General features: G+C 67.9%; 24 protein-coding genes and 1 other RNA gene. 8 read left to right on the forward strand and 17 right to left on the reverse strand.

Features of this window, described 5'->3' with window-relative positions; all coding sequences use genetic code 11:
- Positions 1-16: 16 nt before the first annotated feature.
- The 4 genes from GV007_RS09845 to GV007_RS09860 form a co-directional block, all read right to left on the reverse strand.
- Complete coding sequence (locus GV007_RS09845; protein WP_160072233.1) at positions 17-952, reverse strand: ADP-dependent NAD(P)H-hydrate dehydratase; 936 nt, start codon at positions 950-952, stop codon at positions 17-19.
- A gap of 68 nt (positions 953-1,020) precedes the next feature.
- Positions 1,021-2,064: a hemolysin family protein gene (locus tag GV007_RS09850; RefSeq protein WP_160072235.1), complete on the reverse strand. Its 1,044-nt coding sequence runs from the start codon at positions 2,062-2,064 to the stop codon at positions 1,021-1,023.
- A complete protein-coding gene (locus tag GV007_RS09855; RefSeq protein ID WP_104242103.1) occupies positions 2,057-3,403 on the reverse strand; it encodes a hemolysin family protein in 1,347 nt (448 codons plus the stop codon). Before GV007_RS09855 ends, GV007_RS09850 begins: the two co-directional genes overlap by 8 nt.
- A 181-nt stretch (positions 3,404-3,584) precedes the next feature.
- The gene (locus tag GV007_RS09860) at positions 3,585-5,024 is read right to left on the reverse strand and encodes a GuaB1 family IMP dehydrogenase-related protein (RefSeq protein WP_160072237.1); all 1,440 of its coding nucleotides are present in this window, start codon (positions 5,022-5,024) and stop codon (positions 3,585-3,587) included.
- A gap of 145 nt (positions 5,025-5,169) precedes the next feature.
- Here GV007_RS09860 and GV007_RS09865 point away from each other — a divergent pair, with 145 nt between their 5' ends.
- On the forward strand, positions 5,170-8,877 hold the full coding sequence (locus GV007_RS09865; RefSeq protein ID WP_104241527.1) for a multifunctional oxoglutarate decarboxylase/oxoglutarate dehydrogenase thiamine pyrophosphate-binding subunit/dihydrolipoyllysine-residue succinyltransferase subunit: 3,708 nt from the start codon (positions 5,170-5,172) through the stop codon (positions 8,875-8,877).
- A gap of 83 nt (positions 8,878-8,960) precedes the next feature.
- On the opposite strand, the gene GV007_RS09870 is transcribed toward GV007_RS09865, so the two are convergent.
- Genes GV007_RS09870 through GV007_RS09880 form a run of 3 tightly spaced genes read right to left on the reverse strand, consistent with a single transcriptional unit; the run spans position 8,961 to position 10,427 of the window.
- Positions 8,961-9,503, reverse strand: a complete 543-nt coding sequence (locus tag GV007_RS09870) for a hypothetical protein (protein WP_160072239.1) — start codon at positions 9,501-9,503, stop codon at positions 8,961-8,963.
- Positions 9,504-9,534: 31 nt separating this feature from the next.
- Positions 9,535-9,795 carry a zf-HC2 domain-containing protein gene (locus GV007_RS09875; RefSeq protein ID WP_104330785.1) on the reverse strand — a complete coding sequence of 87 codons (261 nt, stop codon included), beginning with the start codon at positions 9,793-9,795 and terminating at the stop codon, positions 9,535-9,537.
- On the reverse strand, positions 9,792-10,427 hold the full coding sequence (locus GV007_RS09880) for a sigma-70 family RNA polymerase sigma factor (RefSeq protein WP_104241530.1): 636 nt from the start codon (positions 10,425-10,427) through the stop codon (positions 9,792-9,794). The genes GV007_RS09875 and GV007_RS09880 overlap by 4 nt, the downstream gene beginning before the upstream one ends.
- Before the next feature lie 149 nt (positions 10,428-10,576).
- Between GV007_RS09880 and aroA the strand changes: the two genes are divergently transcribed.
- Genes aroA through GV007_RS09895 form a run of 3 tightly spaced genes read left to right on the forward strand, consistent with a single transcriptional unit; the run spans position 10,577 to position 13,928 of the window.
- Complete coding sequence (gene aroA / locus GV007_RS09885; protein WP_160072240.1) at positions 10,577-12,022, forward strand: 3-phosphoshikimate 1-carboxyvinyltransferase; 1,446 nt, start codon at positions 10,577-10,579, stop codon at positions 12,020-12,022.
- A gap of 2 nt (positions 12,023-12,024) precedes the next feature.
- Positions 12,025-13,086 (forward strand): ribosome small subunit-dependent GTPase A, encoded by a 1,062-nt coding sequence (rsgA, locus tag GV007_RS09890; RefSeq protein WP_160072241.1) that lies wholly within the window; start codon positions 12,025-12,027, stop codon positions 13,084-13,086.
- Positions 13,087-13,112: 26 nt separating this feature from the next.
- Positions 13,113-13,928, forward strand: a complete 816-nt coding sequence (locus tag GV007_RS09895) for an inositol monophosphatase family protein (protein WP_104298600.1) — start codon at positions 13,113-13,115, stop codon at positions 13,926-13,928.
- Between the two features lie 56 nt (positions 13,929-13,984).
- Here GV007_RS09895 and GV007_RS09900 read toward each other — a convergent pair whose 3' ends face one another.
- Positions 13,985-15,538, reverse strand: a complete 1,554-nt coding sequence (locus GV007_RS09900) for an MFS transporter (RefSeq protein ID WP_160072242.1) — start codon at positions 15,536-15,538, stop codon at positions 13,985-13,987.
- 160 nt (positions 15,539-15,698) lie between these two features.
- On the opposite strand from GV007_RS09900, the gene GV007_RS09905 reads away from it, so the two are divergent.
- From GV007_RS09905 to GV007_RS09915, 3 genes are all read left to right on the forward strand, one after another.
- A complete protein-coding gene (locus GV007_RS09905) occupies positions 15,699-16,274 on the forward strand; it encodes a septum formation family protein (RefSeq protein WP_160072243.1) in 576 nt (191 codons plus the stop codon).
- Positions 16,275-16,283: 9 nt separating this feature from the next.
- Positions 16,284-16,727: a septum formation family protein gene (locus GV007_RS09910; protein WP_160072244.1), complete on the forward strand. Its 444-nt coding sequence runs from the start codon at positions 16,284-16,286 to the stop codon at positions 16,725-16,727.
- Positions 16,728-16,877: 150 nt separating this feature from the next.
- Positions 16,878-17,522 (forward strand): DNA-3-methyladenine glycosylase I, encoded by a 645-nt coding sequence (locus GV007_RS09915; RefSeq protein WP_160072245.1) that lies wholly within the window; start codon positions 16,878-16,880, stop codon positions 17,520-17,522.
- A gap of 82 nt (positions 17,523-17,604) precedes the next feature.
- Here GV007_RS09915 and ssrA read toward each other — a convergent pair.
- Positions 17,605-17,973, reverse strand: a transfer-messenger RNA (tmRNA) gene (ssrA, locus tag GV007_RS09920).
- A 171-nt stretch (positions 17,974-18,144) separates the two neighbouring features.
- On the opposite strand from ssrA, the gene GV007_RS09925 reads away from it, so the two are divergent.
- A complete protein-coding gene (locus GV007_RS09925) occupies positions 18,145-20,199 on the forward strand; it encodes a hypothetical protein (protein ID WP_160072246.1) in 2,055 nt (684 codons plus the stop codon).
- Positions 20,200-20,291: 92 nt separating this feature from the next.
- Here GV007_RS09925 and smpB read toward each other — a convergent pair whose 3' ends face one another.
- From smpB to GV007_RS19045, 8 genes are all read right to left on the reverse strand, one after another.
- The gene (smpB, locus tag GV007_RS09930; RefSeq protein WP_104241539.1) at positions 20,292-20,768 is read right to left on the reverse strand and encodes an SsrA-binding protein SmpB; all 477 of its coding nucleotides are present in this window, start codon (positions 20,766-20,768) and stop codon (positions 20,292-20,294) included.
- Positions 20,769-20,859: 91 nt separating this feature from the next.
- Complete coding sequence (ftsX, locus tag GV007_RS09935; RefSeq protein ID WP_160072247.1) at positions 20,860-21,771, reverse strand: permease-like cell division protein FtsX; 912 nt, start codon at positions 21,769-21,771, stop codon at positions 20,860-20,862.
- Positions 21,768-22,610, reverse strand: coding sequence for a cell division ATP-binding protein FtsE (ftsE, locus tag GV007_RS09940; protein ID WP_160072248.1), 843 nt, complete (start codon positions 22,608-22,610; stop codon positions 21,768-21,770). The genes ftsX and ftsE overlap by 4 nt, the downstream gene beginning before the upstream one ends.
- Positions 22,611-22,693: 83 nt before the next feature.
- Positions 22,694-23,809 (reverse strand): peptide chain release factor 2, encoded by a 1,116-nt coding sequence (prfB, locus tag GV007_RS09945; protein ID WP_160072250.1) that lies wholly within the window; start codon positions 23,807-23,809, stop codon positions 22,694-22,696.
- Positions 23,810-23,863: 54 nt separating this feature from the next.
- Positions 23,864-24,322: a hypothetical protein gene (locus GV007_RS09950; RefSeq protein ID WP_160072252.1), complete on the reverse strand. Its 459-nt coding sequence runs from the start codon at positions 24,320-24,322 to the stop codon at positions 23,864-23,866.
- A 5-nt stretch (positions 24,323-24,327) separates the two neighbouring features.
- The gene (locus GV007_RS09955; RefSeq protein ID WP_160072254.1) at positions 24,328-24,786 is read right to left on the reverse strand and encodes a pilus assembly protein; all 459 of its coding nucleotides are present in this window, start codon (positions 24,784-24,786) and stop codon (positions 24,328-24,330) included.
- Positions 24,755-25,174: a TadE/TadG family type IV pilus assembly protein gene (locus GV007_RS09960; protein ID WP_236558448.1), complete on the reverse strand. Its 420-nt coding sequence runs from the start codon at positions 25,172-25,174 to the stop codon at positions 24,755-24,757. The genes GV007_RS09955 and GV007_RS09960 overlap by 32 nt, the downstream gene beginning before the upstream one ends.
- Positions 25,161-25,337 (reverse strand): hypothetical protein, encoded by a 177-nt coding sequence (locus tag GV007_RS19045; RefSeq protein ID WP_194678385.1) that lies wholly within the window; start codon positions 25,335-25,337, stop codon positions 25,161-25,163. Before GV007_RS19045 ends, GV007_RS09960 begins: the two co-directional genes overlap by 14 nt.
- Positions 25,338-25,345 lie beyond the last annotated feature (8 nt).

Below are 25,345 nucleotides of genomic sequence, written 5' to 3' on the forward strand. Positions count from 1 at the left end.
GACAAGCTACCCCAGGTCAGGCGCGCAGCTTGGACGCCACGAGCGCTCCGACCAGGCGCGGCAACGCAGCGGTCGCGTCGCTCGCCCTGATCGGCGCACCAGGACCGAACCTCGTGAGCTCGTCGATCGGGTCAAGCAGCGCGGAAGCCGCCTCAAAGTTCCCCGCGTTCAGTTGCGAAGCCAGCCAGCCAGCTCGCGCGTGCAGCCAGACAGCCGCTGCCGCGAGGTGCTGCGGCTCCGGCTGCTCGGCCACGTCTCGCTTCGAGGCGACGGCGCTCAGCGCCCCCATGGCCCCGGCCAGCACATCGCCGGTCCCCGCCGTGGCGAGCCAGGCTCCCGGAGCATCCACGACGATCGTCGGGCCGTCCCCCGCGATGTAGGTGCGGTGCCCCTTGAGCACGAGCGTGCAGCCGAGACGATCCGTCACGAGGCGGACAGCCTGCTCCGGCTCCTTGATGACGTCGGTGGCGTGCACCTCGGTGTCCTCGAGCTTCGTGATGAGGGCGGCGAGCTCGGCCGCGTGGGGCGTCAGGATGCATCGGCGCACGTGGTGTCCTCCCAGCACGCGCTTGGCGATCTGCCCGAGTGCGCCGGAATCGGCGATGACCGTCGCGTCGAGCTCCCGAGCCCGGTCAAGCGCTTCCCGCGCCTCGCTGGTGCGCCGCACGTCCTTCGGATCCACTCCGGACCCGACGACAAGCGCATCGAACGACGCGAGATCGGCGACGACCTCCGGACTCTGCCACAGCACAGCCTTGGTCTCCGCCTCGCCCCCGGCGTAGCGCACCATCCCGATCCCGGTCGCGAGGGCGGCCCTCGTGCCCAGTACGGCGGCGCCCGGGTAGTGCGTGGAGCCCGTCACGAACGCCGTGACACCCCGGCGGTACTTGTGGTCGTCCTCGCGCGGCGCGAAGACGCTGGCCGCGGCATCCTGAGCATCGAATTCCCTCACCCGGCCATACTGGTCGCTCTTCGACGACACGCCAAGTCGCCACCTCGCTCCGGTGAGGAGACCGAGGGTCAGTGCCGAGCGGTCGCGTCCCGGATCTCGCCGACGAGCTCCTCGATGATGTCCTCGAGGAACAGCACCCCGAGCGTGTTGCCCTCTCGGTCGAGGACCCGCGCCAGGTGGCTCCCCGTGCGTCGCATCGTGGCGAGCGCGTCCTCGAGATCGGCCTCGTCGTGCATCGAGTCGAGCGAGCGGATGCGCTTGACCGGGATGGGCTGGTCGAACTCGTCGGGCTTGTCGAGGTCGAGCACGTCCTTCAGGTGCACATAGCCGGAGAACTCGCCCTCCTCGTCCAGGATGATGTAGCGCGAGTAGCCGTGCTCGGAGACCGCACGCTGCAGCATCTCCGGCGTCGCCTCCGGCGGCAGCACCACGAGCTGCTCGCCCGCGATCGCGACCGCGGCGACCTTCTTCGCCGTGAACTCGAAGGTGTTCGAGAGCGTGCCCGCACGATCCATGAGCACACCCTCGCGCTTGGACTGCTCGACGATGCCCGCGACCTCGTCGAAGGTGAACGCACTCGTCGTCTCGGCCTTCGGCTCGACGCCGAACAAGCGCAGCGTCGTGTTGGCGATGCCGTTCAGCGCCCAGATGACCGGTGCGAAGAGCCGCGAGAAGAACACGAGCGGCGGGGCGAGTAGGAGCGCCGCGCGGTCAGGGACCGAGAAGGAGATGTTCTTCGGGACCATCTCGCCGAGCACGACATGCAGGTACGAGACGACGATGAGCGCGATGACAAACGCGATCGTGGAGATCATCTCCTCGCCGAGTCCCGTCGCAGAGAGCGGGATCTCGAGCAGGTGATGCAGCGCCGGCTCCGAGACGTTGAGGATCAGCAGCGAGCAGACGGTGATGCCGAGCTGGCTCGTCGCGAGCATGCCGGTCGCGTGCTCCATCGCATAGAGCGTCTGCTGCGCGGCCTTGCTGCCGCGCTCGGCTCGGGGCTCGATCTGCGATCGCTTCGCCGAGATGACCGCGAACTCCGCACCGACGAAGAAGGCGTTCGCGGCGAGGAGCACCACGAGCCAGGCGAGTCCAGACCAGTACTCAGCCACGGTTCTCCTTCTCGGCGTGCTTGTCGGCGAGGCGCTGCATGAGCGCCTCCCTCGACTCGTACGACTCATTCGGCGTGAACGCGACGCGATCGACCCGGCGCCCCTCCATCCGCTCGACGCGGAACGTGCCGACGGGGACCTGCACCTCGTCGCCCACCGCGGGGATTCGCTCAAGCGCGTTCATCATGAAGCCAGCGACGGTCTCGAAGGGCCCGTCGTCGTCGAGCTCGATGTTCAGGCGGTCCCGTACCTCATCGGGTCGGAGCATCCCGTCGAACGTCGTGCGGCCCTTGGCGCGCACGACGTCGAGATGCGCTCGGTCGTGCTCGTCGACGAGTTCGCCGACGATCTCCTCCACGAGATCCTCGAGGGTGACGACTCCGTTCGTGCCGCCGTACTCGTCGAGGACGACGGCGAGCTGGAAGCCGCCGGAGCGGAGCTCGGCGAGCAGAGCATCGAGCCCCAGCGTCTCCGGCACGAGCAGCGCATCCGTCTTGATCGCGCCGACCGGCACGGAACGGCGGCGATCGAGCGGCAGCGAGACCGCGTTCTTCAGGTGTGCGACGCCGACGATCTCGTCGATGTCCTCGCCGGTCACCGGGAATCGGGAATGGCCCGTCGACTTCGCGAGGTCGATGAGGTCCTGGACAGGCGCGTCGACCGCGATGGACTGCACACGTGGCCTGGGCGTCATGACGTCCGCCGCGATGTGGTCGGAGAATCGCAGCGTGCGGCTCAAGAGCACCGCCCGCTCGCCCTCGAGCAGCCCGACGAGCGCGGAGCGGCGGACGAGGCTGGAGAGCTCCTCCGCCGTTCGGGCGCCGGAGAGCTCCTCCTTGGGCTCGATGCCGAGAGCGCGGATGAGGCCGTTGGCACTTCCGTTGAGCACCGCGACGGCGGGGCGGAAGACGGTTGTGAACGCGACCTGCAGCGGGATGAGGAACTTCGCTGTCGCGCGCGGCACGGCGAGGGCGAAGTTCTTCGGGATCAGCTCTCCCATGACCATCGAGAGCCCCGTGGCGATCACGATCGCGAGCACGGCGCCGACGGGGCGCACGGCGTCCTCCGGCAGCCCCACGGCACCGAGCGGTGACGAGAGCAGCGACGAGATCGCCGGCTCCATCGTGTAGCCGGTGAGGAGGGTCGTCAGCGTGATGCCGAGCTGCGCGCTCGAGAGGTGCGTCGACGTGTGCTTGAGCGCGTTGATGGTCGGGGTGAGGCGCTTCTCCCCGCGTTCCCGACGCTTCTCGAGGTCGTTGCGGTCGAGGTTGACAAGCGCGAACTCAGACCCGACGAAGACGCCGGTCCCCACCGTCAGGAGCACGCCGATGCCGAGCATGACCCACTCGTTCACGAGCCTTCACCCCACGATACGGGGATGGTGCCAGGATGCCGGGCCGGGGAGGAGGAGGCGCTCAGCGCAGGCGCAGCTGCGGCGCGTGAAGGTGCGGATCGCGGAGGATGATCATCGTCCATAGTTGCCACGAAGTATAGCGAAGACCACCCCCACGCGACCGCGACTACCAGGACACCGGGAGGGCCTTGCCCTCTTCGTAGCCGGCGGCCGACTGGATGCCGACCTTCGCGCGCTGGCGGAACTCTGGAAGCGAGTCGGCGCCCGCGTAGGTGAAGGACGATCGCACGCCCGTCGTAATCATGTCGATCAGGTCGTCGAGACTGGGACGCTTCGGGTCGAGCATGATCTTCGAGGACGAGATCCCTTCCGCGAAGAGCAGCTTGCGGGCGCGCTCGTAGGGCTCGAGGTCACCGAACCGAGCCTCGACGGCCTTGGTCGAGGCCATGCCGAACGATTCCTTGAACCAGTTGCCCGACTCGTCCGTCCGGACCGTGCCCGGCGCTTCGACTGTGCCGGCGAACCACGAGCCGATCATGACGGCGGAGCCTCCGGCGGCGAGCGCGAGAGCGACATCGCGCGGGTACCGCACTCCGCCATCCGCCCATACGCGTGCCCCGAGCGCATGCGCCGTCTCCGAAGTCTCCAGCACGGCCGAGAATTGCGGACGGCCAACGGCCGTCATCATGCGGGTCGTGCACATCGCACCCGGTCCGACGCCGACCTTGATGATGCTCGCCCCAGCGGACACGAGGTCGTGGACTCCGCTTCCGCTCACCACGTTCCCGGCGACGATGGGAACGCCGAGCTCAGCGCCGCGGACCGCCTCGATGGCGCGCAGCATGCTCCCCTGGTGGCCGTGCGCCGTGTCGAGCACGAGGACGTCAGCACCGGCTTCCACGAGCGCCCGAGCACGCTCGAGCGCGTTGCGCGACACGCCGACAGCGACCGCGACACGCAGACGGCCCTGCGAATCGAGCGCAGGTCGATAGATCGTGCTGCGCAGGGCACCGCCCGAGGTGACCGTCGCGACTTCGCCGGTCTCGGTCCGGACGGGAGCGAAGCTCGACCCGGTCTCGGCGAACGAGTTGAAGACCGCGCGCGAGTCGCGCGCGAGCGAGACGGGGATCTCGTCGACGAAGTGGTGGCTCAGGTCGGCGAGCACGGCGTCGCTCGGGACACGCGCGAGGGTCGAGGCCTGCAGGACTCCCAGCACATCTCCGGTGGGCCCGAGCACCGAGACGCCGAAGCCTGCAACAGGCGGCACGAGCTCGAGCACGTCACCGACGGTCGCTTCTCCCTTCGCGGTGAACGGAGTGTCCAGCACTGGATCCTGCGATTTCACCCAGCGGATGGCGGATTCCAGCTCCTCCAGCGACATGTCCTGGGGAAGGACTCCGAGCCCGCCGCGGCGCGCGATGGCGGCTGCCATGCGGGGCCCGGTGACGGCGTTCATGTTCGAGGCGACCAGCGGAATCGTCATGCCGGTCCCGTCGTCCGGGGCGAGCGAGACGTTGAGTCTCGAGCCCACGTCGGAACGACTCGGAATGAGGAACACATCGGAGTAGGTGAGCTCGTGGTGAGGGGCGGGACCAGAGAAGTGCATGGCCTCCAGATTACTTTGCGGAGCCCCCTCCACACCCCACTTTCGCGCAGAGCGCTCGCCAAGGGCGTTAGGCTTGTCACTCGATGGGGTCGCCGCCCAGATTCGGCGCGTCCCGCATCACTAGACGAACGCGAGACGAACTCAGGTGGCGAGTCATTTGACCAGTGCGGGTACAGACGAAGCAAAGTCCGATTTCGGAGCCAATGACTGGCTCGTCGAGGAGATGTACGAAAAGTACGTCAAGGACCCGAAGAGCGTAGACGAGGCCTGGTGGCCGACGCTCGAGCAGTACGCGAAGCAGCAGGGCGCTGCTCCCGCGAAGACGGCGCCAGCGGCTCAGCCCGCCAAGGCGGCTCCGGCTCCCGCGGCTGAGGCGAAGAAGCCAGCGGCCGACGGCGAGGCTCGCAAGCAGGCGAAGACGACTGCCGCAGCCCCCCAGGAGAAGCTCATCCCAGCGGATGCACCCGCCGCTGACAAGGAGAAGGCGCCGTCGCGCGAGAACATCGTGTCGCCGCTCAAGGGCATGGCGAAGGCCATCGCCAAGAACATGGACATCTCCCTGCAGGTGCCGACGGCCACGAGCTACCGCGAGATCCCCGCGAAGCTCATGATCGACAACCGCATCGTGATCAACAACCACCTCCGGCGGACCCGCGGTGGCAAGGTGTCGTTCACGCACCTCATCGGCTGGGCGCTCGTGAAGGCGCTCATCAAGTTCCCGAGCATGAACGTCTACTACGACGAGATCGACGGCAAGCCATCGGCCATCGAGCCAGCGCACGTCAACCTCGGCATCGCGATCGACGTGCCGAAGCCGGACGGAACGCGCGCCCTGGTCGTGCCGAGCATCAAGCAGGCTGAGACCCTCAACTTCCGCGAGTTCCTCGGAGCGTACGAGGAGCTCATCAAGCGCGGACGCCAGAACAAGCTCAGCGGAGACGACTACGCGGGCACCACCATCTCGCTCACGAACCCGGGCGGCATGGGAACACTCCAGTCCGTCCCGAGGCTCATGAAGGGGCAGGGCGCCATCATCGGTGCCGGCGCCCTCGACTACCCGGCTCCCTACCAGGGCATGGCGCAGCACGTCCTCGACGACCTCGCCATCTCGAAGCGCCTCACCATCTCGAGCACCTACGACCACCGGGTCATCCAGGGCGCCGGCTCCGGTGAGTTCCTCAAGATCGTGCACGAGCACCTCACGGGCAAGCACAACTTCTACGAGGAGATCTTCGCCTCGCTGCGCATCCCGTACAAGCCCGTCGTGTGGTCGCAGGACGTGCACGTCGACCTCGCCGCGTCCATCAACAAGACGGCGCGCGTGCAGCAGCTCATCAACATGTACCGCGTCCGCGGCCACATGATGGCGGACATCGACCCCTTGCAGTACGTGCAGCGCACGCACCCCGACCTCGAGATCGAGAATCACGGACTCACGTTCTGGGACCTCGAGCGCGAGTTCGTCGCGGACGGCTTCGGCGGCAGCCAGCGGATGCTCAAGCTCCGCGACATCCTCGGCATCCTGCGCGACTCCTACTGCCGCACGATCGGCATCGAGTACATGCACATCCAGGACCCGGAGCAGCGCGCCTGGTTCCAGGACGAGCTGGAGCACCCGTACACGAAGCCCACGCACGAAGAGCAGATGCGCATCCTCAACAAGCTCAACGAGGCTGAGGCGTTCGAGACCTTCCTGCAGACGAAGTACGTCGGCCAGAAGCGCTTCTCCCTCGAGGGATCCGAGTCGGTCATCTCGCTGCTTGACACGATCATCCAGGGTGCAGCGGAGGAGGACCTCGACGAGGTCGCCATCGGCATGGCCCACCGTGGTCGCCTCAACGTCCTCACGAACATCGCGGGGAAGACCTACGGGCAGATCTTCCGCGAGTTCGAGGGCGTGCAGTCGAGCTCCGGGCGCGGCAACTCCGGCGACGTGAAGTACCACCTCGGCATCGAGGGAACCTTCACGGCGGCATCCGGCGCGACGATCCCCGTCTACCTCGCCGCCAACCCCTCGCACCTCGAGGCCGTGAACGGCGTGCTCGAGGGCATCGTGCGCGGCAAGATCGACCGCAAGTCCGACGGCCGCGACGCCGTGCTGCCGATCCTCATCCACGGTGACGCGGCGATGGCCGGCCAGGGCGTCGTCTACGAGACGATGCAGATGTCGCAGCTCCGCGCCTACCGCACGGGCGGCACGATCCACGTGAACATCAACAACCAGGTCGGCTTCACGACCACCCCGCGCGACGCCCGCTCGTCGATGTACTCGACCGACGTCGCGAAGGCCATCTCGGCTCCCGTCTTCCACGTGAACGGCGACGACCCCGAATCGGTGGCTCGCGTCGCCGAGCTCGCGTTCGCCTACCGCCAGCGCTTCAAGCGCGATGTCGTCATCGACCTCATCTCGTACCGTCGCCGTGGCCACAACGAGGGCGACGACCCGTCGATGACGCAGCCCCTCATGTACAACCTCATCGAGGCGAAGCGCTCCGTTCGCAAGCTCTACGCGGAAGCCCTCGTCGGCCGTGGCGACATCACGCAGGACGAGTTCGATGCGGCGCAGAAGGACTTCCACGACCGCCTCGAGCGCGCCTTCGCGGAGACCCACCAGGCGCAGACGCAGTCGACGCCCATCTCCGCGGCCGAGCTCTCGGCCGTCGGCTCTCGCGAGGAGAACCACCGCTCCGAGCCGGACTCGACCGCCGTCGCACGCGAGGTCGTCGAGATCATCGGCGACGCCCACGGGAACCCGCCGGAAGGCTTCTCGGTGCACACCAAGCTCAAGGCGGTGCTCTCCAAGCGGGAGCAGATGAGCCGAGACGGTGGCATCGACTGGGCATTCGGCGAGCTGCTCGCGCTCGGCTCGCTCCTCATGGAGGGCACGCCGGTGCGCATGTCGGGCCAGGACTCGCGTCGCGGCACGTTCGTGCAGCGCCACGCGCTCTTCCACGATCGCCTCAACGGCCAGAACTGGCTGCCGTTGTCGAACCTCAGCGACAACCAGGCACCGATCTCCATCTACGACTCGTTCCTCAGCGAGTACGCGGTGCTGGGCTTCGAGTACGGCTACTCGGTCGAGCGGCCAGATGCGCTCGTGCTCTGGGAAGCGCAGTTCGGTGACTTCGTCAACGGCGCGCAGACCATCATCGACGAGTTCATCTCGGCGTCCGAGCAGAAGTGGAACCAGCGCTCGAGCGTCGTGCTGCTGCTCCCCCACGGCTACGAGGGCCAGGGCCCCGACCACTCGTCGGCGCGCATCGAGCGCTTCCTGACGCTCGCCGCGGAAGAGAACATGACGGTCGCGATGCCGTCGACGCCTGCGTCGCACTTCCACCTGCTGCGCCGCCAGGCGTACGCGCGTCCCCGCAAGCCACTCGTGATCTTCACGCCGAAATCGATGCTGCGTCTCCGCAGCGCGGTCTCGCCGGTCGAGGACTTCACGAACGGCTCGTTCCGCCCCGTCCTCGACGACGAGCGGATCACGGACAAGGCGGCCGTGCGCCGCGTCGTGCTGCACGCTGGCAAGCTGCACTACGACCTGCGCGCGGAGCTCGACAAGCGCGAGGACACGAGCGTCGCGCTCGTGCGTCTCGAGCAGTTCTACCCGATGCCAGGCGAAGAGATCAACCGCCTCCTCGCCGAGTACCCGAACGCGGAGATCGTCTACGCGCAGGACGAGCCCGAGAACCAGGGTGCGTGGCCGTTCATCCGCACGCACCTCGCCCCAATGCTCGAAGGACGCACGATCCGAGCCGTCACACGACCGGAGTCCTCGGCACCTTCCGTGGGCACCATGAAGGCTCACCAGCGCCAGCAGGCTGAGCTCATCGAGGGCGTTCTCGCCGACTAGGCTGCGCGCCTCGTCTGCACGACGAAGACGCCCGCTCCGAGCAATCGGGCGGGCGTCTTCGTCGTGTGCGTGCGCGTGCGCGGCTAACGACCAGTCAGGAGCGCCACGGCGTCGTCGAGGTACGCGGCGAGCGCGCTCGAGCTGCCGGCGCCGAGGCCCGCCTGGGCGCCGGGCACGGCACCCCAGTGCAGCACGACCTCGCCGCCGACGACCTCCAGCCCAGGGTGTGCGTCGACCCCCAGGCCGTCGGAGAGCTGGATCGGAGTCGCCCCGTAGTTGACGGTCTCGCCCACCTCGAAACCCGAGCGCAGCGCGGCCAGCTGGACGCGGCGACGCTCGGCGGCGAGGGCTGACTGCTCGCTGTAGTGGTCGGGCTGCTTGGCGACGCGAATGACCGAACCGACCCGGTACAGCCAGCCTCGGTCGTCCAGCAGCAGCTCGCGCAGCCGCCAGACACTGGAGACACGTCGCATGACGGGCCCGCGACGGATCCCGAGCACCGGACGGCGCTCGACGAGATCGCCGAGCGTCTCACGCCTGGCAGCCCGCGCGTCCAGTTCGGCTACCACTTCGCCGACTCGCTCCGACAGAGCGCGCCAGGCCTGATCGTTCGGGTCTGCAGTCATCTGCCGCGTGGGCGTCTCGGTCCTGCTCGGCTCAGTTCGCGACGGGCGTGCCGTGCGAGCGCTGGATGCTGCGGAGCTGGTCGAGCACGTGCAGCCGCAGTTCCTCCGGAGCGCGTTCCTTGCAGGCTCGCTGCACGACCTCCATGAGCGAACGATTCACGTGCAGCTCGCTCTCGCAGTCCTTGCAGTGCTCGAGGTGCTCGCGAATGTCACTCGCATCCGTACTGGCGAGCTCGTTGCGCAGGTACTCCTCGAGGGCGTCCTTCGCTTTCTCGCAACCGCAATCGGTCATTTCTTGCTCCCTGTTTCCTGCTCGTCCCCGTCCAAGGGCGGAATGATGCCGTTCTCCCTCGCGTAGCCGGTGAGGCGATCGCGAAGCAGACGCCTGCCGCGGTGGAGCCGCGACATGACGGTGCCGACGGGGGTCTTCATGATGTCTGCGATCTCCTTGTAGGAGAAGCCCTCCACATCCGCGAGGAAGACCGCGAGGCGGAAGTCCTCAGGGATCGCCTGGAGGGCGTCCTTCACCGTCGAATCGGGAAGGTGGTCGATTGCCTCGGCCTCAGCCGACCGCGACGACGTCTGCGCGGTCGCCGACTCGGCGCCGCCCAGCTGCCAGTCCTCCAGGTCCTCCAACGCATTCGCGTACGGTTCCCGCTGCTTCTTGCGGTACGAGTTGATGAAGAGGTTTGTAAGGATGCGGTACAGCCACGCCTTGAGGTTCGTGCCCTGCTCGAAGCGAGCGAACGCGACGAAGGCCTTCACGAAGGTCTCCTGCACGAGATCCTGCGCATCCGCAGGGTTCCGAGTCATGCGCATGGCCGCCGCGTACAACTGGTCGATGTACTGCAGCGCCTGCTCCTCGAACAGCTGCCGGAGTTCGTCCTGGTCTGGGGTCGCCTGAGGCGACTTCTGCTCACTCATTACGCGTGAGTGTACTGCCGTGCGCCGCTCAGCGGCTTGACGCCTCGGCGGCGCGAGCGTTGTCGGCAAGGGCTGCCCTCCTCTTCGATGTCAGGTGGAAACGCATTTCCGGGTGGTGCGCGCGTGTGTGGCGGTATCGTTGTCAACCAATGGAGATCTTTGGCTATTCCGGACCACGCTTCGACCTGTACCGAGATGACGAGGGCAGCGAGCCGCTGACCCTCGGCGACGGTCCGTGGGAGGCTCCGACGGCGACTTCGCCGATCGACGCGCGCCTGCAGATCCCCGGGTCGAAGAGCCTCACGAATCGCGAGCTCGTGCTCTCGGCGCTTGCGGAGGGGCCCTCGAAGCTCCGGCATCCGCTCTGGGCCAGGGACACGGAGCTCATGATCGACGCGCTTCGGCAGCTCGGCACCCAGATCACCGAGGTGCCCGGCGACGGGCGGTTCGGGAACGATCTCGAGATCACGCCCGGTGAGCTCGAAGGCGGCGTCTCGATCGACTGCGGTCTCGCGGGCACGGTCATGCGATTCGTTCCCCCGCTCGCATCCCTCGCGCTCGGCCCGGTGGCCTTCGACGGCGACGAGGCCGCACGCCGACGCCCGATGAAGGGCACGGTGGATGCGCTCAAGGCGCTCGGCGTGGAAGTGCGCGACGACGGCAGGGGCGGCCTGCCCTTCTCGCTGTACGGCACCGGTGAGGTCGCGGGCGGCGAGATCACGATCGACGCAGGAGCCTCCAGCCAGTTCGTTTCCGGGCTGCTCATGGCGGGCGCGCGCTTCACGGACGGACTCACGCTCATCCACTCCGGCGATCGGGTTCCGAGCCAGCCGCACATCGACATGACGCTGGCGGCGCTGCGCGACCGCGGCGTCGACATCGACGACTCGACGCCAGGCACCTGGCGTGCCGAGCCCGGCGCCATCGACGGGCGCGAGCTGACGATCGAGCCGGACCTCTCCAACGCAGAGCCGTTCCTGATCGCCGCGATCGTCGCTGGCGGCAGCGTCTCGATCGAAGACTGGCCGGAGTCGACCACGCAGGTCGGTTCGCACCTCCAGCATCTCCTCCCCCTGTTCGGCGCGACCATCTCGGTCGAGGACGGCGTACTCACCTGCACGGTCGAGCGCGGCATCGCCGAGGGAGCTGAGGTGCCCGGTGTCGACCTGGATCTCTCCGAGGCCGGTGAGCTCGCCCCGAACCTGGCAGCGCTGTGCGGGCTGTGCACGACCACGAGCCGCATCACGGGAATCGCGCACCTCCGCGGTCACGAGACCGATCGCGTCGCGGCCATCGCAGCAGAGCTGCGCGGCATCGGCTGCGAGGTCACAGAGCTCGAAGACGGACTCGAGATCGTTCCAGGAGCGCGCACGGCGCACGAATGGCGAAGCTACGAGGACCACCGCATGGCCACATCGGGCGCCATCGTGGGTCTCGCCATCGCGGGGGTGACGGTCGACGACATCCACGCGACGAACAAGACGCTGCCCCAGTTCGTGCAGCTCTGGCAGGACATGCTCGACCAGGGCACCCACAGCGACCCGGATGAGGGCGAGGACGACGGCAGCGTCGACCTCGCGGCCTTCGCCATCTGACCGTGTCCCGCTCACTCGGCGATGCGTTCGACGCCTACGGCGACTGGGATGAGGAGGACATCCGTGTCCGTCCGAACCCCAAGGCGAACAAGCCCAGGTCCAAGCAGCGCCCGAAGCACAGCGATGCGGTGACGGGGCGCGTCGTCACCGTCGACCGTGGCCGCTACACGGTGCTCCTCGACGAGGGAACACCAGAGGAACGCACGGTCACCGCCGCGAAGGCGCGAGAGATCGGCCGCACGGCGATCGTGACGGGCGACCTCGTCGACCTCGTCGGCGACACGACCGGCGACACCGGCAGCCTCTCCCGCATCGTCCGCATCTGCGAGCGGAAGACGCTGCTCCGACGCAGCGCCGACGACACCGACCAGGTCGAGCGCGTCATCGTCGCGAACGCCGATCAGATGCTGATCGTCGCCGCGACGGCCCAGCCCGAGCCGCGGCCTCGACTCATCGACCGCTACCTCGTCGCTGCGCTCGACGCCGGCATCCAACCGCTCCTCGTGCTGACGAAGACCGACGTGGCGCCTGCGGATGAGCTCCGTGCGCTCGTCGAGCCCCTCGGCGTGAAGGTCTTCGAGTCGCGCCCCGGCGGTGAGCCCATCGAGGAGCTCCGCGCCGCCCTCAGCGGGCACACGACCGTGGCCGTCGGTCACTCGGGCGTCGGCAAGTCGACCCTCGTCAACGCCCTCGTCCCCGGCACCCTTCGCGAGACGGGTGTCGTGAACGCGGTCACCGGTCGTGGCAGGCACACGTCCTCCTCCACCCTCGCCGTCCGCGTCGAGGACTCGGACGGGCACACGGGCTGGATCATCGACACCCCTGGCGTCCGCTCCTTCGGCCTCGGACATGTGAACCGCGACAACGTGCTGCAGGGCTTCACCGAGCTCTCCGCGATCGCCGAGGAATGCCCTCGAGGCTGCACGCACCGGGCCGACGCCCCGGACTGCGCGCTCGACGACGCCGTGCGCGACGGGGAGCTCGACGAGGCCGGAATCGCCAGGCTCGACTCCTTGCGACGCCTGTTCCTCTCCCTCGATCAGGCAGCGGACACCGCCTACTGATCACCGGGCTGGCCTAGGCTGAGCTGGTGGCCACCGAACTCCTGCATCCGCTCTCCTCCGACCTTCGTCTCGCGAGAGAGCTCGCCGACATCGCCGACGCGATCTCGATGAAGCACTTCAACTCGCGCTCGCTCGGGGTGTACGAGAAAGAGGACCGCACGCCGGTGACGGATGCGGATCGCGCTGTCGAGCAGGCGCTGCGCTCGCGTCTCGCGGAGACGCGTCCGAGCGACGCCATCCTGGGCGAGGAGTACGGCTCGCACGGCACCTCCCGCAGACAGTGGATCATCGATCCGATCGACGGCACGGCGAACTTCATGCGCGGCATCCCGATCTGGGCGACGCTCATCTCCCTCGTCATCGATGGCGTCCCCGAGGTGGGCGTCGTCTCGGCACCTGGTCTCAACCGCCGGTGGTGGGGCGCGACAGGCCAGGGCGCGTACCTCGATGACGACCTCAGCGACAGCGACGTCGCGACGGACCGGCGCATCCAGGTGAGCGCCGTCGACGAGCTCGAACGCGCCTCCATCAGCTACAACAGTCTCAAGGGCTGGGACGAAGCGGGGCGTTCAGCGCAGCTGCTGGAGTTCAGCCGTGCCGTGTGGCGCACGCGCGCGGTCGGCGAGGTCTGGTCGTACATGCTGGTCGCGGAAGGCGCGATGGAGGTCGCGGGCGAGTTCGACCTGCAGCCGTACGACATGGCCGCGATCGTGCCGATCGTCGTCGAAGCCGGCGGCACATTCACGAGCATGGATGGCGAGGAGGGGCCGTGGCACGGGAGCGCCCTCGCCACGAATGGGCTCCTGCACGAGCAGGCGCTCAAGGCGCTCGCCGCGCGCTGATCTCGGCCCGCTGATCTCCGCCCACTGATCTCCGCCCGGGTCCCGGCCCGCGCGGGTCACTCCCCCGCTGGCTGAGCGCGCTGGCGTCTGCGGTGGCCCGCGAGGTCGACGATGGCGACCACGAGCGTGATGCAGGACAGGCCGATGACGACGATGAGCCCGCCCGCGACGGACGCCTTGTACGCTTCCTGGACCACGGGCGAGCTCGTGTCCGGGCCCGTTCCCGCGACCTGCAGTGCCGCGACGCCAGCGAAGAAGACGGAGCTGCCGATCGCGAGCCCCATCGCATTCCCGAGGCGCTGACCGACCTGCGCGAACGAGCCTGCGATGCCGGCCTGCTCGACGGGAACGTGCAGCAGCATCCGCATCTGGTTCGCACCCATGACGAGCCCCGCCCCCGCTCCGGAGATGATGAGGGCGGCACTCACCAGGTACGGCGAGAGCTCCGGTTCAGCCAGTTGGGTGACGACGAGCACCACGGCGTAGCCCACCGCGAAGAGGGCGACGCCGACAGCGACGAGCGTCGCGCCGTGGTGGAACGTCCACTTGCCAGACACCGCGGCGACCACGGCGGACGTGAGGGCGTATGGCACCGAGACTGCGCCGACCAGCACGGCCGGATGTCCGAGTCCCTGCTGGAGGAACAGCGTCACGAGCAGGAAGCCGACCGGCATGGCCGCGAAGAAGAGCGTCGTGATGAGCACCCCGTACCGGTACGAGGGCGTGCGGAAGAGCGCGAAGTCGACGACGGGGGTCTTGCCGAGACGGAGATAGCGCCGTTCCCAGAGGATGAAGCCGACGAAGAGTGCGACCGCCGGTGCGATCAGCCACCAGCGTGCGGGGTTGTCGGTGTCGCGTCCCGAGGTGAGGACAAAGGGCAGCATCGTCGTGAGCACGGCCAGGCCCAGGAGGGCGACGCCGAAGAGGTCGAGGGTCTGGCCTCGAGCCACCTCCTGCTTCGAGGGCAGGAGACGCCAGGCAAACGGGAGCACGATGAGCGCAAGCGGGACGTTCATCGCGAAGGTCCAGCGCCAGCCCGCCTCTTCCCCGAGGAGGCCGATGAGCAGCCCGCCGATGGTCGGACCGAACGCCGTGCCGAGGCCCACGATGGCGCCGAAGATGCCGAAGGCCCTGCCTCGCTCCTGCCCCGTGAAGAGCTGCTGGATGAGTCCGAGCACCTGGGGCATGAGGATGCCAGCCGCGAATCCCTGCAGGATGCGCCCGCCGATGAGCATCTCCGTCGTGACGCTCAGCGCGCACACCAGCGAGGCGAGTCCGAAGGCGACGAGGCCGATGAGGAACAGGCGCTTGCGATTCCAGAGGTCGCCGAGCCTGCCCGAGGGGACGAGGAGGATGCCGAACGCGAGGACGTAGCCGGCCACGATGAGCTGCACGTCGGACGAGGCAGCCCCGAGGGTGTGCTCGATCGGCCCGAGGGTCACGTTGACCTTGGCGAGGTCCAGGATCGTGAGGACCGCGACCGCCGCGCACACGGCGAAGGCTGGCCAGCGCGACGCCTCCTGCGTGGATGGCGACGACACGGAGGACGGTGAGGTCGCGCCGAGCTGTTCGTCTGACCGCTGCTTGGGGGAAGTCGCGTCTCGTGGCATATGGAGCACATGCTACGCCGCTCTCCGGAACCGCACGGGCCGCTGCACCTGGTCTGGGCCTCAGTGGTGATCTTCGGGAATGCGGCAATACACTGGTCCAGTCGCGACTCCGGGAGCGGCATGGAGCTCTGGACCCCGTACACCCCCACGAGGAGCAACGATGCGAACCGCCGCCGTACGAAGCGCCGCAGGCGCGTCCCTTGGGCTCAGCGCCCTCCTCCTGCTCAGCGGATGCACGCTGGTCACGACCCTCGCGGGTGGCGGCTCGGACCCGGTGGTCACGACATCGTCCACCGCGGAGGCGACGGAGTCGTCGACGACCACGCCGACGGAGAGCGAGACCGCGACGCCCACGCCGACGGCGGTCGCAGGAACGATGACCGGCATCGAAGATCTTCAGGTGGGCGACTGCTTCGACCTCGAGTCCGGTGCCGACGACGCCGAGCTGTTCCCGAACTGCGACTCGCTGCACACCTTCGAGGCGTACCACACGGAAGACATGCAGGGCGGAGCTGACTTCCCTGGCGACGCTGCGGTGGATACTGCGCTCCAGGACATCTGCTCGGCCGCCTTTGCCGGCTTCATCGGCGCCGAGCCCTTCCTGACGAGCTGGAACTACACCGGCATCGTCCCCAGCGCGGAGTCGTGGGGTGGCGGTGACCGCGAGGTCCTCTGCATCGTGACTCCCGTAGACGGCCAGCCGACGGCTGGCACGGCAGCGGGCTCAGCCAGCTAGCCTGGGAGCGTGGCTCACCGATTCCCTGCAACGATCCTGACCGCGCTCCTCGCGGGAGTCGCTCTGACGGCCTGCGCTGCTTCGCCCGATGCTCCGCGGATGGTGCCGATCACGGAGCTGTCTGCCGGTGACTGCTTCTCGTCGAACGCGGAGCAGACGGTCGCCACGATCGCTGAGGCCTGCGACACCCCGCATCTCTACCAGGTGCTGTCCATCACGCCATCGGACCTGGGCGAGGGCTTCCCCGGTGAGGAGGCTCTGACCGCCGAGGCCGACGCGCGGTGCGCCGCAGATTTTGCTGGGCTCGGCTCCGATGCCACGGCGGGGCTCACCGCCCTGCACCTCGTCCCGAGCGAGGCGAGCTGGGCCGAGGGAGACCGCGACCTCGCCTGTCTGGTCGCGAGCAGCGATGGCGCAGAGCTGACCGGCTCGCAGGTGCCAGCCGGGAGCTAGCTCCTCCGCTCGGTTGGCTGTGGACAAGCGCGGCGGGGTGTCGGAGGCTCCGGGTACCGTTCTCGACACAGCAGGTTCTCGATCAGTGCCGTTCGCGTCCGTCCCGGTTCGCGGAGATTGCAGGATTCCGCGTCCGGAGAGGAAAGACCCATGCCAGCATCCACCCAGCCGACCGCAGCGCTCCCCTCGGCGAGTGCCTCGACAGAGCTCGTGATCGGCGAAGATGGGCTGGCCCGCCCGCCCTGGGCCAGCCAGGATCAGCTGCTGATGGACTACTACGACACGGAGTGGGGCATGCCGATCGCCGACGAGCGAGGCGTGTTCGAACGGCTGTGCCTCGAGATCTTCCAATCCGGGCTCTCGTGGCGGCTCATCCTGCAGCGTCGCCCCCTCCTGCGGGCCGCGTTCAGCGGCTTCGATGTCGATGCCGTCGCCGAGTTCGGTGACGACGACCTCGAGCGGCTGATGCTCGACGCAGGTGTCATCCGCAACCGCCTGAAGATCTCGTCGATCATCAAGAACGCGCGCGCGACGATCGCCCTTCGCGAGAGCGAACCGCTGCACGAGCTGATCTGGAGCGCGAAGCCGCAGGCCACGCCGAGGCCGAGGACCGTTGCCGAGGTCCCGAGCAGCAGCGAGGAGTCCAGGTGGCTCACGAAGCAGCTCAAAGCTCGCGGCTTCAGCTTCGTCGGGCCGACCAACCTCTTCGCGCTCATGGAAGCCATCGGCGTCGTGGACACGCACCTGGTCGGCAGCCACAGGCGCGGCAGCTCCGGGGTGTGGCCGGAGAGCTGAGCGGCGTCACCCGCAGAGACAACAGTGCCCCGGCTGCCGAGTCGATGACCTGGCAGTCGGGGCGTTGCTCATGACGTGGGTTTCGTGGAGATGGGGGGAATCGAACCCCCGTCCACAACTACGAAACCGCGGCTTCTCCGGGTGCAGTCTGTCTACTGTTCTACTTGGCTCCGATCATGGGGACAGACACCTTGATCGACGAGCCCAGTTCCAGTGCAAGTCCCGTGGTGCCCTGAAACACAACACCACAGCAAGTTCCCTTAATGACGCCAGCTACCGGAGCGGGAACTCCCCCGGGCTGACGGACTATCGGACTCGCTTAAGCAGCGAGGGCGAAGTCGGTGCGCTTAGCGTTAGCACCTATGTTTTGCGAGGGGCGTTTACGAGATAACCCCGCATCCTCGACCCGCTTCACGCCGATTCACCAGTCATGTCGAAACCGATCATCCCCGTGAGCCGAGTCTCCTCGGCAGCGTTCCACGTCATGAGCACTGTTGAGTTGCAGCTGCCAGAAGAACTGGCAGCTCCTAAACATACGTCAAGTCGGCCGAGAAATCCACGTCCTGGGCTGCTCAGGGCAAGCCTGAAGGCGATTCCCGGGAGGACCAGTAACCTGAACCCCATGAGCGGCAATGACTTTGAAGGATTCGGGCGCCCGAATTGGCAGAAGCCCGAGAATGGCGACGAACACGCCCCGGAGTCTGGGGGCGAGTCTCAGGAGACGCAGGCGGGTGAAGCACCGCAGCAGGACTTGCCAGAGGTGACCGAGCAGTCCGGGAACGCCGACGCGACCTCCGGGCACGAGGGTTTCGGCGCGCACTTCGGCCGACCCGCTGAGCAGCAGCCCGACACGCCTGCCCCGGATGCGACCGGGTACGAGGCCCCCGCGGCCTCCACTTGGTCGCAGTCCCCAGAGCAGGACGTGCCGTCTGCACCCGTGACCCGTGTCGTGGATTCCTCGCACGAAGAGACGGCCCCGCCCGAGCAGAACAGCACCGAGGTCCTCGGCTTCGGCGAGGGGAACCAGACGGCGGTTCTCGGACGCGGCGACAGCAACCAGACGGAGATCCTCGACTCGGGCGCGCCTGCCGCACCGAGCTGGGACCAGTCCCCCACCCAGGACCAGGGTGCGTGGAACGACCAGGGCCCCGCGGCTCCCGGCGCAGCGTGGGACCAGCAGGCGTCAGCTCCCGTCTGGGGGCAGTCTGCCCCAGAGGCCCAGGACGCACGGACGACGCAGACACCGGCCTGGAACGCCCCCGCCGCCCAGGACGGCCAGGGGCAGGGCCCCGGTCAGGGCGGCTTCGACGCGCCAGCGTTCGGCGACCCGAATGTCCCGCCCGCCTACGGTGGCGCGAACGAGGCACCGGCGTACGGCTCCACCGCGTCGGCCGCGGCAGCGCCCGCCTTCGGCGCGGCCTACGGCGCACAGCAGCAGGCCGGCGCGTGGAACGGCACGCCCGACAATCAGACTCCAGCCCCCTACGCGCCGGGTCAGGCACCCGGCCAGGCTGTCGGCGCGCCGGCGTTCGGCGACAACGGAGGCGGCGGCTTCCAGGGCGGCGGACCGGGTGGCCCGAACGACTTCGGCAACGGCGCCCAGCGGAAGAAGCCCTGGTTCCGCAAGCCAGCCATCCTGATCCCGGCGATCATCGGAGTTGTTGTCCTCGTGGGCGCGGCCGTAGCGATCCCCGTGACCATCCACAACAACAACGTGAACCGCGGCGACGAGCTGGCGGCGGCGTTCCAGACCGACCTCGACGCGCACTACGCCGACTGGACGACCGAGAACCTCGACCTCGCCTCGAACGTCACGATCTCCGCATCCCTCGGCGAGAACACCGACTTCTTCTCGCAGTCCGCGGCGCAGATGTCGGACTTCTCGACCCGCTGCGGGAACGTGGCGACAGCCGAGACGACCATCACCGACCTCGCGAGTTCGACCGTGCCCGCGCTGACGGTCGAAGACGGCGCAGACGCCTCCGAGGCGTACAAGGCGGCACAGACCGAGAGCGATGGGCTCAGCGAGCGACGCGACATCGTCGCGAACTTCGCCGACACGGCCAGTGCCGACGTCGCCGCCCTGCAGCAGTTCTGCGAGGCGTTCCCGAAGTACAACTCGATCTACAACACGTTCGGAACGCAGCTCGCGGCACTGTCCAGCACGGTCTTCACCATCCCGGACGGCCAGAACATCGACCTCGGGAACAACCTGTACTACCCGTGCAACGTGTCGACGGGCTGCCCGGACTACAGCGACCCGAACATCGGCACCAAGATCGCCGATTCCATCAAATCGACCTACGTCGATTTCTACCGCGGCATCGCCGACCTGGCCGCGTCCGAGTGCTTCCTCGATGAGCTCAGCGACGTGTGCACGAGCTACAGCACGGAATTCGGCAAGGCAGCGGATGCGGCGCAGGCGGCTTCCGACTCGTACCGTTCGGAGACGCTCAGCCTCACCGTCGGCGCAGTGCCCTTCGCAAACTCCGCACCGCTGTTCACGGCGATGTTCGACTCGTTCGATGCGGCTGATGCGGCCGTGCAGACGGCTTGGTGGAGCGCTGATCCTTCTTCCAACGGGCAGAGCGATCGGGGCTGGCAGTCGCGCAGCCTGAAGACGCTCCTCTCGGCGCACGAGAGCTCGATCGCGACGCTCGTCGAGAGCGTGCGCTGACCTCCTGAAGCGCGGACAGCGATGCGGCCCCCGATCCACTGGATCGGGGGCCGCATCGCTGTTGCAGCTCGTCGTTCGAGGAGCGCCGGGGGTCACTCCCCCATGTACTTGCGGGAGGCCACGGCCCTGTCGGCCTCGCGCTTGTCCTGACGCTCGCGGAGCGCGTGGCGCTTGTCGAACTCGCGCTTGCCCTTGGCGACGGCGAGCTCGACCTTGGCCCGGCCGTTCAGGAAGTACAGCGTGAGCGGGACGAGCGTGTACCCGCCCTCCTTGGTCTTCATCGCGAGCTTGCGGATCTGCTCCTTGTGCAGCAGGAGCTTGCGCTTGCGGCGCGGGGCATGGTTGTTCCAGGTGCCCTCGAGGTACTCGGGGATGTGCACGGCGTCAAGCCACGCCTCACCGCGGTCGATGTACGCGTATCCATCGACGAGGGAAGCACGCCCCTGACGCAGCGACTTCACCTCGGTCCCGTTGAGCACGATGCCCGCTTCGAGGGTGTCCTCGATCAGATAGTCGTGCCTGGCTCGACGGTTCGTCGCGACAGGCTTTGTCCCTTGCTCCTTTGGCATGGCCTCTTCCTCTCTCGACGGCAAACGATGGACAGCCCGCTATCTTACGACACGGGCTGTCCATCGGTCTACTCTGCGGGTTTCGTGCGGGTCAGACCTTGAGGTACTTGTTGATCGCGATGCGCGCCGACACCCAAGCGAGCAGCACGCTCACCACGAGCAGCACGGGGAGGGCAAGCAGCGCCTCCGGAACTCCGATGAGGGAGACGAAGGGCAGCTGGCGTCCGAGGTAGCCCTGCACGAAGAAGTGGGCGATGGCCAGCGTCGCACCCGACGCGAGGATCGCGCCGATGAGGGCGGCCACGATTCCCTCGAGGATGAACGGCGCCTGGATGTAGCGGTTCGAGGCGCCGACGAGGCGCATGATGCCGATCTCGCGTCGGCGACTGATGGCGGAGAGGCGGATCGTGGTCGCGATGAGCAGGGCGGCCGCGACGAGCATGACGACGGCGATGCCGATGGCGGAGAGGCTCGCGACGTTGAGCAGCTCGAAGATGCTCTCGAGGTACTGCCGCTGGTCGGTGACCGCTTCGACCCCGTCGTAGCCCTCGAGCTGCTGGATGATGATGTCGGCCTGGTCAGGGTCGGTCAGCGTGATGAGGAAGCTCTCGGAGAGGTACTCGGGCTCGACGAAGGAGACGATCGGGTCACCGGCGAACTGCTGCTGGAAGTTCGCGTAGGCCTGGTCCTGGTCCTCGAAGACGTACTCGTTGATGTACGGCGTGAGCACGGCACCTTGGAGGGCCGCCTCGACGGCCTCGCGCTGCGACTCGCTGGCCTGCCCACCGGCGCAGTTGGGGGCGCTCGAGACGGAGGAGCACAGGTCGACCGAGACCTGGGCGCGGTCGTACCAGAACGACTTCATGCTGCTGATCTGCTGCTGCATGAGGATTCCGGCGCCGACGAACGTCAGGGAGACGAAGGTGACGAGCACGACGGAGATGACCATGCTCGAGTTGCGGCGCAGCCCCTGCCACATCTCGGCGAATACGCGGCCGATCATTTGACGTCTCCAGTGTTCTTCGTGGTCGATTCGCCGGCGACGCGGGAGGCGATCGAGTCGGCGATGGATGTGGGTGCCTGTGATTCGACTTCGGCTTCGTCGTCCTGCTCGAGCTGGTTGGCGGCTGCCGTCTCGGCTTCGGTGAGGGGGACGATCCCGGGCTGGTAGACGCCGTCCGACTCGTCGCGCATGATGATGCCGCCGTCGAGCTCGATGACGCGCCTGCGTTCCTCGTCGACGATGGACACGTCGTGGGTGGCCATGACGACGGTCGTGCCGTTGGCGTTGATGCGCGCGAGGAGGCGCATGATGCCGCGGCTCGTGACGGGGTCGAGGTTTCCGGTCGGCTCGTCCGCGAGGAGGATGTCCGGCTTGTTGACGACGGCGCGCGCGATCGCGACTCGCTGCTGTTCACCGCCGGAGAGCTCGTGCGGGAACCGGTTGGCCTTGTCGCCGAGGCCGACGGTCTTGAGGACGTCGGGGACCGCCTTCGCGACGTGCCCGCGCGACTTGCCGAGCGCTTCGAGCGCGTAGGCGACGTTCTCGAAGACGGTCTTCCCGGCGAGGAGGCGGAAGTCCTGGAACACCATGCCGATGCTGCGCCGGTAGTACGGCACCTTGCGGTTGGAGATGCGCCGCAGGTCCTGGCCGAGCACGTGCACCTGGCCTCTGCTGGGTGCGTCTTCTCGGAGGATGAGGCGGAGGACGCTGGACTTGCCGGAGCCCGAGGGACCGACGAGGAACACGAACTCGCCGCGCAGCACCTCGAAGGTGATGTCGTCGAGTGCGGGGGCGGCGGTGCCAGGGTAGACCTTGGCGACGTTATCGAATCTGATCATGGCGCTAACAGGGTAGGCACCGGACTGGCGTCAGCCCGGCGCGACATGCAGAAGTGGTCAGACGCGGTGGTCGGCGACCCGAGCTAGGCGGCGTCGGCCTCGCCGCGCTTGCGCCAGCGGATGCCGGCGGCGATGAAGGCGTCGATGTCGCCGTCGAAGACCTTGTCGGTGTTGCCGGTCTCGTGCTGGCTGCGGAGGTCCTTCACCATCTTGTAGGGGGCGAGGACGTAGGACCGCATCTGGTCACCCCAGCTGGCGGTGATGTTGCCGGCGAGCTCCTTCTTCTGTGCGTTCTCCTCCTCGCGGCGGAGCAGGAGAAGGCGCGACTGGAGGACGCGGAGCGCTGCGGCGCGGTTCTGGATCTGGCTCTTCTCGTTCTGGCAGCTCACGACGATGCCGGTGGGCAGGTGCGTGATGCGGACGGCGGAGTCGGTCGTGTTGACGGACTGGCCACCGGGGCCGGACGAGCGGAACACGTCCACGCGCATGTCGTTGTCTGGGATCTCGATCGACTCGGTCTGCTCGATGAGCGGCACGACCTCGACGGCGGCGAAGCTCGTCTCTCGGCTGCCTGCGGAGTTGAAGGGGCTCATGCGCACGAGGCGATGCGTGCCGGCCTCGACGGAGAGTGTGCCGAAGGCGTACGGGCTGTCGATCTCGATGGTGGCCGACTTGATGCCCGCCTGCTCTGCGTAGCTCGTGTCGAGGACGGAGACCTTGTAGCTGTGCTGCTCCGCCCAGCGGAGGTACATGCGAAGGAGCATCTCTGCGAAGTCGGAGGCGTCGACGCCGCCGGCGCCGGCGCGGATGGTGATGACGGCGGGGCGGGGGTCGAACTCGCCGTCGAGGAGGGTCTGCACTTCGAGGTTGCCGATGACCTTGGTGATCGACTTGAGCTCGGCTCGGGCTTCCTCGGCCGTGTCCTCGTCTTCCATCTCGACGGCCATCTGCGCGAGCACTTCGAGGTCGTCGAGGCGCTGCTCGATCTCGTCGAGGCGCTTGAGGTCCGACTGAGCGTGGCTGAGGGCGGAGGTGACCCTCTGCGCGTTGTCCGTGTCGTTCCAGAGGTCCGGGACGGACGCTTCGGCCTCGAGCTCCACCACCTTCGCGCGGAGCTTGTCGGGGTTGAGCACGGCGCTGATGTCTCCGAAGGTGCTGCGCAGGGCAGTGATCTCCGAGGCGAGGTCAAGGTTGATCATGATCCCCCAAGACTAGCCGTCGGGGCTGGGCGGTGCTGTCCGGCGCGCATCGTGTCAGCTCAGCACGACTCTGGCGTCGCTGGAGACGGTGATCCGAAGTCCTGTCGGGAGGAGCGCGTGGGCGAGGGGTGGCGACCATGCGCCGGTGATGACGATGTGCGCGGTGACACCGTCGGGTGCAGTCGCGGAGTCCAGCGTGATGCTGTCGGTGCGCGCCGCGGAGAGGTCATCGAGGGTCGCGAGGGCGCGGTCCTCCACTCGGGTCTGGTTGAGGACCGGTTGGAGTTCCCCGTCGCTGAAGACCACGTCGGCGGCGGAGAAGCTCTCGGATGCGGAGAGCGCGACGGCGTCGGCGATCGTGAGGAGGCGCTTGCGCTCGATGGACAGCGAAGTGGCCGCGACGAGCACGTAGGCGGCGGTGAGTCCGATCATGAGGAAGACGAGGATGAGCGGGAGGACGCTGCCGCGCTCCCCGCGCGTCCAGCGCAGGCCCGCTCGTGCTCGCGCGCGCATCCCGATCATGTGGACAGGCCGAAGCGCGTGACGGCGAACGAGGAGGTTGCGCTTGTCGGGACCGAGAGCGGCGCCGCCGCGCCGGTGAGGCTGGCTGCGAACGGTAACGGCACGGCGATCATGACAGTGACCGCGAGCACCGAGCCGGGGGCGGTGCAGCTGGGGTCCGGGCCACGGCACTCCACCGTCTGCTCGACGAGCTTCGCGTCGAATCCGTGGTCGGCGGCCGCAAGTGCGATCGTGGCCTCGGCAAGGGCCTGGGTGTCGGCTGCGGCAGGGTCCGCTGCGAGCAGTCTCGCCGCGTTGCGTGCCGCAGACTCGGCGGCGATGCTCGCACCTTGGAGCGAGGACAGCGTCAGCATGAGGTAGGCGAGCGGCACGATGAGCAGCGTGCCGAGCGTCAGGAATTCGAGGGAGGCCGAGCCCCGATCGTCACTCAGTCTCGAGCGTCTCTGTCGGCGCATGTCCGGTCACCTCCAGCGCGTCGGGGAGGCCGAGCAGGCCGATCAGCGGCAGCGGTGACCGCACGGTGACCGCGATGGTCGGTGATCCGTCGGTCTCGGTTGCCGTGGCCGTCACGTCCTGCGCGTAGCCAGCACCGATGGCGACCGTGATGAGGCCTGCCGCTCGGGTCTCCCCCGCTTCGAGGCCGCCGCCGAAGAGCCCGGCGTGCCTCGCGCCTTCCCCCGCGGCGTCCATGAGCGTGGTGCGAACGTGCTGGGCGAAGCCGACCTGCAGGACGGTGAGCGTGAGGAGGAGCAGCATCGCCGACACCATGACCCATTCGGCGACTGCCGAGCCGGTCTCGTCGCGCATCACGCCGCGCGAGTGAGCGCGGTTAGCTGAAGTCACTGACGCGGCTGATGGCGTTCTGGAAGACGTCGACGAGGAGGTCGCCGGCGACGGTCCAGAGGAGGATCACCAGTCCCGCAGACATGATCGTGATGAGGACCCAGCCGGGGACGTCGCCGCGTTCGGAGCTGGCTCGGGTTCGGAGTGCGTGCAGGAACTGCATGGTGTGCC

Source organism: Pseudoclavibacter sp. 8L (genome assembly GCF_902506465.1).
In the GTDB taxonomy this organism is placed as follows: domain Bacteria; phylum Actinomycetota; class Actinomycetes; order Actinomycetales; family Microbacteriaceae; genus Pseudoclavibacter.